Source organism: Pseudarthrobacter sp. 05T312 (assembly GCF_056396685.1).
The window spans coordinates 198,770-210,946 of the sequence record NZ_JBFTLY010000002.1; the positions used below are offsets into that span (position 1 = coordinate 198,770).

Annotated in this window: 11 protein-coding genes; 4 read left to right on the plus strand and 7 right to left on the minus strand. The window is 67.6% G+C overall.

Annotated features, from left to right (window positions below; genetic code table 11):
* Window positions 1–22: 22 nt before the first annotated feature.
* Both AC1DIP_RS05030 and AC1DIP_RS05035 read right to left on the minus strand, forming a co-directional pair.
* A complete protein-coding gene (locus tag AC1DIP_RS05030; protein WP_477733071.1) occupies window positions 23–643 on the minus strand; it encodes an MBL fold metallo-hydrolase in 621 nt (206 codons plus the stop codon).
* Window positions 643–1,728, minus strand: a complete 1,086-nt coding sequence (locus tag AC1DIP_RS05035) for an S-(hydroxymethyl)mycothiol dehydrogenase (RefSeq protein ID WP_477733072.1) — start codon at window positions 1,726–1,728, stop codon at window positions 643–645. The genes AC1DIP_RS05030 and AC1DIP_RS05035 overlap by 1 nt, the downstream gene beginning before the upstream one ends.
* Window positions 1,729–2,044: 316 nt before the next feature.
* Here AC1DIP_RS05035 and AC1DIP_RS05040 point away from each other — a divergent pair, with 316 nt between their 5' ends.
* The 3 genes from AC1DIP_RS05040 to purM are packed head-to-tail and all read left to right on the plus strand — an operon-like array spanning window position 2,045 to window position 5,222.
* The gene (locus AC1DIP_RS05040; RefSeq protein WP_477733073.1) at window positions 2,045–2,359 is read left to right on the plus strand and encodes a hypothetical protein; all 315 of its coding nucleotides are present in this window, start codon (window positions 2,045–2,047) and stop codon (window positions 2,357–2,359) included.
* Window positions 2,360–2,418: 59 nt separating this feature from the next.
* Window positions 2,419–4,080, plus strand: a complete 1,662-nt coding sequence (gene purF, locus AC1DIP_RS05045; protein ID WP_477733074.1) for an amidophosphoribosyltransferase — start codon at window positions 2,419–2,421, stop codon at window positions 4,078–4,080.
* Window positions 4,077–5,222: a phosphoribosylformylglycinamidine cyclo-ligase gene (gene purM / locus AC1DIP_RS05050; protein WP_477733075.1), complete on the plus strand. Its 1,146-nt coding sequence runs from the start codon at window positions 4,077–4,079 to the stop codon at window positions 5,220–5,222. Before purF ends, purM begins: the two co-directional genes overlap by 4 nt.
* A gap of 46 nt (window positions 5,223–5,268) precedes the next feature.
* Here purM and AC1DIP_RS05055 read toward each other — a convergent pair whose 3' ends face one another.
* A complete protein-coding gene (locus AC1DIP_RS05055; RefSeq protein WP_477733076.1) occupies window positions 5,269–6,045 on the minus strand; it encodes a VOC family protein in 777 nt (258 codons plus the stop codon).
* Window positions 6,046–6,211: 166 nt separating this feature from the next.
* Complete coding sequence (locus AC1DIP_RS05060; RefSeq protein ID WP_387561713.1) at window positions 6,212–6,445, minus strand: DUF3073 domain-containing protein; 234 nt, start codon at window positions 6,443–6,445, stop codon at window positions 6,212–6,214.
* A gap of 272 nt (window positions 6,446–6,717) precedes the next feature.
* Here AC1DIP_RS05060 and AC1DIP_RS05065 point away from each other — a divergent pair, with 272 nt between their 5' ends.
* On the plus strand, window positions 6,718–7,398 hold the full coding sequence (locus tag AC1DIP_RS05065; protein ID WP_477733077.1) for a septum formation family protein: 681 nt from the start codon (window positions 6,718–6,720) through the stop codon (window positions 7,396–7,398).
* 44 nt (window positions 7,399–7,442) lie between these two features.
* Here the strand turns inward: AC1DIP_RS05065 and clpB are convergent, their stop codons facing one another.
* The 3 genes from clpB to AC1DIP_RS05080 form a co-directional block, all read right to left on the minus strand.
* Entirely contained in the window at window positions 7,443–10,085 is a 2,643-nt protein-coding gene (gene clpB / locus AC1DIP_RS05070; protein ID WP_477733078.1) for an ATP-dependent chaperone ClpB, read from the minus strand.
* Between the two features lie 153 nt (window positions 10,086–10,238).
* The gene (locus AC1DIP_RS05075; protein ID WP_477733079.1) at window positions 10,239–11,312 is read right to left on the minus strand and encodes a sulfate/molybdate ABC transporter ATP-binding protein; all 1,074 of its coding nucleotides are present in this window, start codon (window positions 11,310–11,312) and stop codon (window positions 10,239–10,241) included.
* Entirely contained in the window at window positions 11,309–12,154 is an 846-nt protein-coding gene (locus AC1DIP_RS05080; RefSeq protein WP_476207550.1) for an ABC transporter permease, read from the minus strand. The genes AC1DIP_RS05075 and AC1DIP_RS05080 overlap by 4 nt, the downstream gene beginning before the upstream one ends.
* Window positions 12,155–12,177 lie beyond the last annotated feature (23 nt).

Genomic DNA, 12,177 nt, shown 5'->3' on the forward strand with positions numbered 1-12,177 from the left:
GGGCAGTCGTCGCGTATTGCCGCTACTGGGGAACCTTCGCCAGGGTTTCCTGTTCTGTGGCGATGGTGGTGTTGTCGCCGTGGCCGGTACGGACCACGGTCTGGGCGGGGAGGGTCAGCAGCTTCTCCCGGATGGACGCGAGGATGGTGGGGTAGTCGCTGTAGGACCGGCCGGTGGCACCCGGGCCGCCGTTGAACAGTGTGTCCCCGGTGAAGACCGTTCCTTCGCTTTCGAGGTAGAAGCAGGTGGACCCCGGCGAGTGGCCCGGCGTGTGGATGGCCTTCAGGGTTGTCCCGCCCACCTCGAACACGTCCCCGTCGGAGTGGTAGCGGTCCGGCTTGGCGTCAGGGTAGACCTGCTCCCACAACACCAGGTCCTCGGCGTTCAGGATGATCGGGGCGCCCAGGGCGTCAGCGACTTCCCGCGCGGCACCGATGTGGTCGTTGTGCGCATGGGTCAGCAGGATGGCCTTGACCTTCCGGCTGCGCACCTGGTTGATGATCGCGGCGGCGTCGTGGGGCGCATCGATGATGACGCATTCCTCGTCGTTGCCCACGATCCAGACGTTGTTGTCCACATCCCAGGTTCCGCCGTCGAGCGAGAACGTGCCCGAGGTGACCAGGTTCTCGATGGCCACGGCCATCAGATCTCCACCACTGAGCGCAGGACCTTGCCCTCGTGCATCTTCCCGAAAGCCTCCTCCACCTGGTCGATGGTGATGCGCTCGGACACGAAAGCATCCAGGTCCAGGTTGCCCTGTTTGTAGTGGGACACCAGCATGGGGAAGTCCCGGGACGGCAGGCAGTCGCCGTACCAGGAGGACTTCAGCGATCCGCCGCGGCCAAAGACATCCAGCAGCGGCAGCTCCAGCTGCATCTCCGGCGTGGGGACGCCCACCAGGACCACGCGGCCGGCGAGGTCGCGGGCATAAAACGCCTGCTTGTACGTTTCGGGACGGCCGACGGCGTCAATCACCACGTCGGCCCCGTTGCCTCCGGTCAGGGCCCGGATGGCTTCCACCGCGTCCTCCTGCTTGGAGTTCACGCCGTGGGTGGCGCCGAGGGACTTGGCCATTTCAATCTTGTTGTCGTCGATATCAACGGCGATGATCGTCGTTGCACCCGCCAACTTCGCCCCGGCGATCGCGGCAATGCCCACACCGCCGCAGCCGATCACTGCCACGGATTCCCCGCGCTTGACCTCGCCGGTGTTGATCGCGGCACCGATGCCGGCCATGATGCCGCAGCCCAGCAGGCCCACCGCGGCCGCGTCCACCTCGGGATCGACCTTGGTGCACTGCCCGGCGGCGACCAGCGTCTTCTCCGCGAAGGCACCGATGCCCAGGGCGGGAGAGAGGACCGTGCCGTCCTCAAGGGTCATCTTCTGGGTGGCGTTGTGGGTGTTGAAGCAGTACTGCGGCTGGCCCTTGGCGCAGGCCCGGCACTCGCCGCACACCGCACGCCAGTTCAGGATGACCCGGTCACCGGGGGCCACGGAGGTCACGTCCGGACCAACTGCAGAGACCACACCGGTGGCCTCGTGGCCCAGCAGGTACGGGAAATCATCGCCGATGCCGCCCTGCTTGTAGTGCAGGTCTGTGTGGCAAACACCGCAGGTCAGGATGTCCACCAGGGCCTCCCCCGGGCCCGGATCCGGCACCAGGATGGTCTCCAGCGACACCGGGGCATTCTTCTCCCGGACAACGACAGCTTGAACTTTATGGACCATGGTTCTTGTGTTCCTTTCCTGGATCCGGCCGGATCCGGTGAGTCGGCACCAAGTGCCAATCTAGCTGACATGCCACGTCGGGAGACCACGTCATGCCGCCACGGCGGCCCGCGCCTAATTGCGTATTACACAACAAGATGCACATAGCGCCTACGGGAAAATATGACAGTGGCCACACTCCATGTCAATAGATATATCAGTTCCAGGCTCCGTGGCTACCAGGTCGGGCCTTCGGCGTCCGCCTCCACCAATCCACCGCCCAAGCGCCCTGCACTGCGTTACACGCGTCCTTGGGTCCGGCATTAGGCTGGATGGCATGGCTTTTGAACAGACCCCTGCCGAACGGCGCGAGGTGACCGTGCGCCGCGCGCCGAAGTATGTCCCCTTCCTGATCCTGGGGGCACTGGCAGGCATTGTCGCCGCTGCAGTGGTGGCCTACGCAGCACCCGGTGACTCGACGTTCGATCCCGGCGCCGTGTTCGGATTCTTCCTGATCATGTTTGCCGCCGTCGGCGCCATCCTTGGCGCAGCCCTGGCGCTTGTCCTGGACCGCCGCAGCGTGAAGCGGCAGGAACGGGCCGTCGTGGAGGCCGTTCCGGATTCGGAAGCCGATACCGATCCCCAGGACTGACCGGGGTCACAAATTGAAGCAGGGGAAAGTCATACCCCATATCGTGCGATAATCGATCAGTGGCACGCGGCGATGGCAAACTTTCCCATGATCTTCTTCCCGGCGAAAAAGGACCCCAGGATGCCTGTGGCGTCTTCGGTGTTTGGGCACCCGGTGAAGAAGTAGCAAAACTTACCTACTACGGGCTGTATGCACTGCAGCACCGCGGTCAGGAGTCGGCTGGCATAGCGACCAGCGACGGCAAACGGATCAACGTCTACAAGGACATGGGCCTCGTGTCCCAGGTCTTTGACGAGACGACACTGAACACCCTGACCGGGCATCTGGCAGTAGGCCACTGCCGGTACTCCACCACCGGCGCCAGCCACTGGGCCAACGCGCAGCCCACTCTCGGCGCCACCTCCACCGGCACGGTGGCCCTGGCGCACAACGGCAACCTGACGAACACCGCCGAACTCAACGCCATGATTACCGAGCGCAACGGCGGGCAGCTCACCGGCGAAATGAAACAGGGCAACACCTCGGACACCGCCCTGGTCACCGCCCTGCTGGAGGGCGAGCCGGGCAAGAGCCTGGAAGAGACGGCCACCGAGCTCCTGCCCAAGATCAAGGGTGGCTTCTGCTTCGTCTTCATGGACGAGGGAACCCTGTACGCAGCCCGCGATACCTTCGGCATCCGCCCGCTGGTCCTGGGCCGCCTGGAGCGCGGCTGGGTTGTCGCTTCCGAACAATCCGCACTGGCCACGGTGGGCGCCAGCTTCATCCGTGAGATCGAGCCGGGCGAGTTCATCGCCATCGACGAAGAAGGCGTGCGGTCCAAGAAGTTCGCGGAGCCGACGCCGGCCGGTTGCGTCTTCGAATATGTTTACCTTGCCCGCCCGGACGCCGCGATCGCCGGCCGTTCCGTGTACGAGTCCCGCGTGGAGATGGGCCGCCAACTGGCCCGGGAGAACACCCACGAGGCCGACATCGTCATTCCCGTGCCGGAATCGGGCACTCCGGCAGCCGTGGGTTACGCCGAGGAATCCGGCATTCCGTTCGCCCACGGCTTCGTCAAGAACTCCTATGTGGGCCGCACCTTCATCCAGCCCTCGCAGACCCTCCGCCAGCTGGGCATCCGGCTCAAGCTGAACGCCCTTGAGTCCGTGATCCGCGGCAAGCGCGTCGTGGTGGTGGACGACTCGATCGTCCGCGGCAACACCCAGCGGGCCATTGTCCGGATGCTCCGGGAAGCCGGCGCCGCTGCCGTGCACGTCAAGATCTCCTCCCCGCCCGTGCAGTGGCCCTGCTTCTACGGCATCGACTTTGCCTCCCGCGCCGAGCTGATCGCCAACGGCGCCACCATCGAGGAAATTTCCCAGGCCATCGGCGCGGACTCGCTGGCCTACATCTCCGAGGACGGCATGATCGGCGCCACCCGGCAGCCGCGCGAACGCCTCTGCACCGCCTGCTTCACCGGCAAGTACCCCATCAAGCTGCCCGACGCGGACAAGCTGGGCAAGAACCTGCTGGAACGTACCGACCTGGGCGGCATCAAGCCCTCCCCCGCCGCCCTGCCCGGCGAAACGGCCGCCCTGGCCGTTGACGCCACCGAAGACCCGGCGGAAAAGGCCGGCGCCACGGGCTGCGATCCGGGCCCGGACTCCGAATTCGAGAACCTGCTGACCGAAGCCGACCTCGTGCCCGACGTACACGCCGCCGACAAGAAGGACTCCGTATGACCTCCGCCAGCCCCGCCGCAGACAACGCCGGCATCACCTACGCGTCCGCGGGCGTGGACGTCGAAGCCGGGGACCGCGCCGTCGAGCTCATGAAGGATGCCGTCAAGGCAACCCACAACTCCTCGGTGATCGGCGGGGTGGGCGGCTTCGCCGGCCTCTACGATGTCTCCCGGCTGCTGACCTACAAGAAGCCCCTGCTGGCCACTTCCACGGACGGCGTAGGCACCAAGGTAGCCATCGCCCAGGCCATGGACATCCACGACACCATCGGGTTCGACCTGGTGGGCATGGTGGTGGACGACATCGTGGTGGTGGGCGCCGAGCCCTTGTACATGACCGACTACATCGCCTGCGGCAAGGTTGTCCCCGAGCGCATCGCCGGGATCGTCCGCGGCATCGCCGCTGCCTGCTCGGTGGCCGGCACCGCCCTGGTGGGCGGCGAGACCGCCGAGCACCCCGGCTTGCTGGGTGAACACGAATACGACGTCGCGGGCGCTGCCACCGGCGTTGTGGAAGCCGATTCCCTGCTGGGCCCGGACCGCGTCCGCGCCGGCGACGTGGTGATCGGCATGGCCTCCTCGGGCCTGCACTCCAACGGCTACTCCCTGGTCCGCCGCGTCATCAACCACGCCGGCTGGGCCCTGGACCGCCAGGTTTCCGAACTGGGCCGCACCCTGGGCGAGGAGCTCCTGGAGCCCACCCGCGTCTACGCTGCCGACTGCCTGGACCTGGCCCGCACCTTCCCGGTCAGCACCGGCGCAGCCGTCCACGGCTTCAGCCACGTCACCGGCGGTGGCCTTGCCGCGAACCTGGCCCGCGTCCTCCCCCAGGGCCTGGTGGCCACGGTGGACCGCGCCACGTGGGAGCTGCCGGCCATCTTCAAGCTGGTGTCCGAGCTGGGCAACGTTCCGCTGGCCGACCTGGAACGCACCCTGAACCTCGGCGTGGGCATGGTGGCCATCGTGTCCCCCGACGCCGCGGATGCCGCCGTCGCGCGCCTGAACGAACGGGGCCTGCCGTCCTGGATCATGGGCACCGTCACCGAGGACTCAGACGCCATTTCCAAGTCCGGACCCGACTATGTCCAGGGCGCCAAGGGCGTGGACGGCGGCGCTGTCCGCCTGGTCAACGCCTACGCATAGGGCCTTCTTCGAGTGCTCCCCGCCACCGTCGGGGAGCACTCGGCGTTTAAGCGGTGGTTTGGATCAGGTTGAGGACGCCGCCCTGCGGGTCCTCGATGGTGGCCAGTGATCCGTCGGCGGGATGCCCGTCCGGCTCCACCAGGATCTGGCCCCCTGCAGCCTGGGCGGCCGCTGCCGCCGCGGCAACGTCTGCCACACCGTAATAGACCTGCCAGTCCGCCTCATCGCCCTGATCGGCAGGAACGACCCCGGCCACCTCGTTGCCGCCGGTAAGCAGGGTACTGTAGCTGCCGCCGTCGTCCTGGGGGTATTCCGTGACGTCATGCCCGAAAAGCTGCTGGAAGAAGCCGACGGCGGCCTGCGGCTCGGGCGTGAAAAGTTCCGCCCAGGCCAGCGCGCCCGGCTCGTTGAAGAGTTGGCTGCCGTAGTGGGTTCCTGGCTGCCAGATACCTGTGGTGCCGCCTCCGGGAGGGGCGATAAAGCCCAGTACACCGGTATCACCCACCTGCTCCGGCCCGAACTGGACCGCCCCTCCTGCATGGCCGGCCTCCGCCAGCAGGTCCGCAGCGTCTGCGGTGGCGAAGTAGACGTTCCACTTTGCCGAGGTGCCGGCCTGCAGCTGCAGCGGGCTCTGCGGTGCGATGGTGGCCACCAGCTGCCCGCGGACAAAGGCCTGCGCATAGCTGCGGCCGTCCGAGGTGGGAAAATCCTTGTACGTCCAGCCGAAGATGCGGTTGTAGAAGTCCTTGGCGGCCGGGACATCGGGGGTCTGCAGGTCTGCCCAGCAGGGCTCGCCGGTGGCATAGGTGGTCCGAACACTCATCCGGTCAGGTTACCAAGCCGGGGCGTCGGACAAACACGGAAAGCCCGTTGCCGCACCGGCACTCCGGTGTAGCAACGGGCTCCATGATGTAAGCGGTCACCCGAATCCGGGTTACAAGAAGGAGATCACAGCAGCCGGGCGCTGAGCCACGGCAGGCTTGCGACAACTATCCGATGCGACGGTTGTCAACCTCGTCGTCATCGTCATCCAAATCATCCGCGTACTTGTCCACATAAGCCGAATAGTCCGGTTCAACCGGCTCACTCGAGTAATGGCTCGTCGAACGACTGCCCGGACCCGTCAGCTCACGCTGAAGTGCCGAGTAGTCAGTGTTCGGGGAGTAGTACTTAATGTCCCGAGCCTGCTTGGTAGCTTTTGCCTTTTGACGGCCGCGCCCCATGGCGTGACCCCCTTTTGTACTTGGACCGGAGGTGGTCACCTTGGCGATCGGTGAGGCCCCGGAATGTTTGGTCAATTTGTCGTACACCTAGATTACATGCTTTCGGCGGCCCCTGCTTGCCGCCTATCGGGCCGGGCTGCGGCGTGGGGTACCATGACGCACCTCCACCCGCGGGATTCCGGGATTTTTCTTCGGTAGAGTCACTAAAGAAGTGCCGATTTTGTGTGGCCTTTGGCGAGCCGCGGAACCAAAACCCAGGAGGATGCGCACCCGTGAACCACCAGGACGTCCCGCCGAAGCCGGCCCTCCCGCCCCGAACCGGAAGCCTGCCCACGGTGCCGGGCCGGGACGCCGGTCCAGCGCCCGCCCCGGAGTCTGTCACCTGGTCCCAGCCGCGCCGGGATCCGGGACCGGACCAGCGCGTCAGCAGGAGGCCTGCGTTCTGGAAGGCATTCCTCGCCGCTGTCATCATTGCCGTCGCCGGTTCGCTGGTGTGGCTCGCCGTGTGGCTGAACGCGTCGCCCGGGACGGGCCCGGCGAAAAGTTCAGATCCTGGCGTGCTGCAGACCGCAGTGACCCCGCCGGCCAACCCGCAACCCCTCCCACGTGATGGGGTTGCGCCGGCAGACTATGCGGTGGGCGACTGCTTCAAGGACTTCGACCCGCAGGCCCTGGCGTCCACCCTGGTGCCGTGCGACACGGGCCATTCAGCGCAGCTCGTAGCCACCCTCCACTACCCGGAGAGCGCCAAGTATCCGGGAGCGGACCCGCTCAAGGCCAAGGCGCTGGAAGTCTGCCAGGCAGCGAAACTCGGCCCGGCGGCCAAGCAGTTCCAGCTCAACTACCAGCGCAGCTTTCCCAGCAACACGAGTTGGGAGTCCGGGGACCGCAGGGTGGATTGCTACGTCACGGCCGATGCCGGCAACGTGATCAACGCGAGCGTGCTGCCCTGACGTCCAGCCCGCCAGGGCAGCACTCCGCCGGCCCTGCCGGCCGGTTAGTCCTTCCGCCGTACTGAGAGGCCGGAGCTTGGGGCACCGGTCAGCGCGTCCACGTTGCCCTCGGTGAGCTCCCCAAGGTCCGCGGCGGTGTCGACAAGCACGGTGTCGCCGTCGCTGATCCCACCGGCGAGGATGGCCTTGGCCAGCCGGTCGCCGATTTCGCGCTGCACCAGGCGGCGCAGCGGCCGGGCGCCGTAGGCGGGGTCGTAGCCGGAAAGTGCCAGCCAGGCTTTGGCGCCGTCGGTGACTTCCAGGGTGAGCCGCCGTTCACGCAGCCGCCGCCCCAGCTCTTCCACGTGCAGCTCCACGATGTGGGCCAGTTCCTCCACCGTGAGGGCGTCGAACAGCACCACTTCGTCGAGCCGGTTGAGGAACTCCGGCTTGAAGGACGCGTTGACCGTGGCCATGACCGCGCTGCGCTTGGCCGCCGCGTCCAGGGACTGGTCCACCAGGAACTGGCTGCCCAGGTTGGAGGTCAGCACCAGGATCACATTGCGGAAGTCCACGGTGCGGCCCTGGCCGTCGGTGAGGCGGCCGTCGTCGAGCACCTGCAGGAGGATGTCGAAAACCTCGGGGTGTGCCTTCTCCACCTCGTCCAGCAGCACCACGGAGTAGGGGCGGCGGCGGACGGCCTCGGTCAGCTGGCCGCCTTCCTCGTAGCCCACGTATCCCGGAGGCGCCCCGACCAGCCGGGCGACGCTGTGCTTCTCGCCGTACTCGGACATGTCGATGCGCACCATGGCGCGTTCGTCGTCGAACAGGAAATCCGCCAGCGCCTTGGCCAGTTCGGTCTTGCCCACGCCCGTGGGGCCCAGGAACAGGAAGGAACCGGTGGGCCGGTTGGGGTCGCTGATGCCGGCCCGCGCGCGGCGGACGGCGTCGGACACGGCCGTCACGGCCTTGGCCTGGCCGATCAGGCGCCGGCCCAGCTCCTCTTCCATGTGGAGCAGCTTCTGGCTTTCGCCCTGCAGCATGCGGCCGGCCGGGATGCCCGTCCACGCGGAGATGACCTCGGCGATATCCTCAGCGGTCACTTCCTCGGCCACCATCTGCGTGGACTTGTCCGTCACGGCGGCCTCGGCCTCGGCAGCGGCGTTCACCTCGCGCTCGAGGGCCGGGATCTCCCCATAGAGGATCCGGGAGGCGGTTTCGAGGTCGCCTTCGCGGGCAGCCTTGTCGTACGCGGAGCGCAGTTCATCCAGCTTTGCCTTCAGGTCACCCACCCGGTTGAGGCCGGCCTTCTCCGCTTCCCACCGGGCGTTCAGCGCGGAGAGTTCCTCCTCCTTGTCCGCCTTGTCGGCGCGGAGTGCGGCCAGGCGTTCCACGGACGCGGGATCCGATTCGCCGGTCAGGGCCAGTTCCTCCATGGTGAGCCGGTCCACCTGCCGCCGCAGCTGGTCGATTTCCTCCGGAGCGGAGTCGATTTCCATGCGGAGGCGGGATGCTGCCTCGTCCACGAGGTCAATGGCTTTGTCCGGCAGTTGCCGGCCCGTGATGTAGCGGTTGGACAGCGTGGCGGCGGCCACCAGGGCAGAGTCGGCGATGGAGACCTTGTGGTGCGCCTCGTAGCGCTCCTTGAGGCCGCGGAGGATGCCGATGGTGTCCTCCACGCTGGGCTCGCCCACGTACACCTGCTGGAAGCGGCGTTCCAGGGCGGCGTCCTTTTCGATGTTCTCGCGGTACTCGTCCAGGGTGGTGGCACCGATCAGGCGCAGCTCGCCGCGGGCCAGCATGGGCTTGAGCATGTTGCCGGCGTCCATGGAGGAATCTCCGGTGGCGCCCGCACCCACCACGGTATGGATTTCGTCGATGAACGTGACAACCTGGCCCTCGGAGCCCTTGATCTCCTCGAGGACAGCCTTCAGCCGCTCCTCGAACTCTCCGCGGTACTTCGCGCCGGCCACCATGGACCCAAGGTCCAGGGAGATCAGCGTCTTGCCGCGCAGGCTTTCCGGGACGTCGCCCGCCACCATGCGCTGGGCCAGGCCTTCGACGACGGCGGTCTTGCCCACGCCGGGTTCGCCGATCAGCACCGGGTTGTTCTTGGTGCGCCGGGAGAGCACCTGGACCACGCGGCGGATTTCCGAGTCCCGGCCGATCACCGGGTCCAGCTTGCCGGCGCGGGCCATGGCAGTGAGGTCCGTGCCGTACTTCTCCAGCGCCTGGAAGGTGTTTTCGGGGTCCGGGCTGTCCACCTTGCGGTCGCCGCGGACTCCGGGGAGGGCAGCGAGCAGGGCTTCCCGGGACGCGCCTGCCTCGCGGAGCAGCCGGGCAGCAGCGTCGTTGCCGGCGGAGAGGCCCACCAGGAGCACCTCGGTGGACACAAAGGAATCGCCCAGCCGGTCGGCCTCCTCCTTGGCGTGCTGGATGGCCTGCAGTGCGGGCCGGGACAGCTGCGCCTGCTGGCTGGAGCCGCCCGAGGTGGCGGGCAGGGCCTTGATGGCGCTACTGGCCTGGACGCTGACAACGTCCGGGTCGGTGCCCGTGGCGCGGAGGAGCGCAACAGCGACGCCCTCCCGCTGGTCCATCAGGGCTTTGAGGAGGTGCGCCGGTTCCACCTGGGGGTTGCCGGCCGTGGAGGCGTTCATTGCCGCCGCGGAAAGAGCCTCCTGGCTCTTGGTGGTGAATTTGACGTCCAAAGAGAGCTCCTTTCGGGGGCTGGTTGACTAAGTTGAGTGTACTACGCTCAACTTTGCGCGGCGACGTTCCTTAGCCATGTTTGCCCACGGCGAAACGGCTGTCCAGAGCCGGAGGTCCTTCCTGCCCGGGGTCGCTTGGCTGCCGGCCTGCCGCTAGGTCCCATAGACGGAGACGGCGGTGGCCTTGACCACGAAGTGCACCGTCATGCCCGGCGCAAGGCCCAGGTCCGCGGAGGCGGCAGGCGTGATATCGGCGGCCAGCCCGCCTGCCCTGACGCGGATCTGGTCGCCGTGGGGTTCGAGGTCGGTAATGGTGACGGCGAACGAGTTCCGCGGGCTTCCATGGGCGTCGTCGAGGAACACGGAAACGGCCGACGGCGGGAAGACGGCCACGCCCGCACCGGCCGGCTTGGGCAGCGGGCCGGGTTCGGCGGAGGCTGGTTCCTGGTCGTGCCCCGCGATCCTCAGGCCCCGGGAGGTACGCACTCCCGCGCCGTCCAACGTGCCAGGGATGAAGTTCAGTCCGGCGAGTCCGGCGGCGAAGGAGCTGCGGGGACGTTCCAGGACCTCCCGCGTGGGCCCCTCCTCCGCAATCCTGCCGTTTTCCAGGATGACCACGCGGTCCGCGAGCATCAGCGCATCCAGGACATCGTGCGTGACGATGATGGCCTGACGCCCCGCGAGGACCCGCTTGAACAGGCGGCGCAGCAGCGGCGCGGAATGGATGTCCAGGGCGGCCAGCGGTTCATCGAGCAGCAGGAGCGCCGGATCGGCGGCGAGCGCACGGGCCACGGCCACGCGTTGGGCCTGGCCGCCGGACAGTTCTGCGGGACGGCGTCCGGCGAGGTGTTCCGCTTCCACATCAGCCAGCCAGCGCATGGCCTGCTCCTTCGCGTCCCGCTTGGGGACGCCGGCGCTGCGGGGCCCGAAGGAGACGTTGTCCACCGCGCTGAGGTGGGGAAACAGCAGGGGTTCCTGGGCGAGCAGGGCCGTGCCGCGGTGATGCGGAGGCAGCCAGGTCCGCTTGCCGCCGTCGACGTCGAAGAGCGTCCTGCCGTTGAGTTCCGCCCGGCCGCTGTCCGGCCGCAGCAGGCCAGCGATGCTGGCCAGCAGGGTTGATTTGCCGGCGCCGTTGGGTCCCATCACGGCCAGCGTTTCGCCCGGCTGGACGGCCAGGTCCACGTCGAAACCCCGCCCGGCCACGGCTGCCCGGAAGGACAGCGTCACGGGACTTCCCCGCGAACGGGTGCGGGCGGCGTCGTGCGTTTTGCAGTCCAGGGGCGGCTCTTTGCCGGCTGCCGGTATGCGAGCGCCACGACGGCGACAGCGACTGCCACCAGGAGCAGGGACAGCGCGACGGCGGCATCAGGGTCCGTTTCCCGTTGCAGGTAGATCTCCAGGGGCAGGGTCCGGGTCACCCCCTGGAGGCTGCCGGCGAAGGTGAGCGTGGCGCCGAACTCGCCCAGGCTGCGGGCGAATGAGAGGACGGCGCCGGACGCGAGGCCTGGCAGGACCAGCGGCAGGGTGACCCGCCGGAACACCGTGCCCGGCGGCGCCCCCAGCGTGGCGGCCACTGCTTCGTAGCGGGAGCCCGAAGTCCGCAGGGCCCCTTCCAGGCTGACGACCAGGAAGGGCAGCGCCACGAACGTCTGCGCCAGGACCACGGCCGTGGTGGAGAAGGCGATGCGCAGCCCGAGCACCTCCAGGGTCTGCCCCAGCAGCCCCTGGCGGCCGAATGTGTACAGCAGGGCGATGCCGCCCACCACCGGCGGAAGCACCAGCGGCAGGAGTACCAGTGAGCGCAGGAGTCCCTGCAGCCGGAAGGAATCGCGGGCCAGGACCAGTGCCAGCGGAACGCCCAGCACGACGCACAGCACGGTGCTCGCCGCGGAAGTTCGAAGGCTCAGCCCAAGCGCCGTCAGGGATGGGCCCGACGTCACCAACGGAATGAACTGGGCCCAGTCGACGCGCAGCACCATGGCCAGCAGGGGAAGGACGACGACGACGGCCGCCAGGACCGCCAGCACCCGGACCCATGCGGGGATGCCGGAGTACGCGTGTCTGTCCACCTGTCGCGCTCCCCCGCTGCCTT

Excerpts from the sequence above, each read along its gene's own strand:
- AC1DIP_RS05030 (WP_477733071.1), bottom strand. The coding sequence starts at position 643 with ATGGCCGTGGCCATCGAGAACCTGGTCACCTCGGGCACGTTCTCGCTC.
- AC1DIP_RS05055 (WP_477733076.1), bottom strand. The coding sequence starts at position 6,045 with ATGAGTGTTCGGACCACCTATGCCACCGGCGAGCCCTGCTGGGCAGAC.
- purM (WP_477733075.1), top strand. The coding sequence starts at position 4,077 with ATGACCTCCGCCAGCCCCGCCGCAGACAACGCCGGCATCACCTACGCG.
- AC1DIP_RS05040 (WP_477733073.1), top strand. The coding sequence starts at position 2,045 with ATGGCTTTTGAACAGACCCCTGCCGAACGGCGCGAGGTGACCGTGCGC.
- AC1DIP_RS05035 (WP_477733072.1), bottom strand. The coding sequence starts at position 1,728 with ATGGTCCATAAAGTTCAAGCTGTCGTTGTCCGGGAGAAGAATGCCCCG.
- AC1DIP_RS05060 (WP_387561713.1), bottom strand. The coding sequence starts at position 6,445 with ATGGGGCGCGGCCGTCAAAAGGCAAAAGCTACCAAGCAGGCTCGGGAC.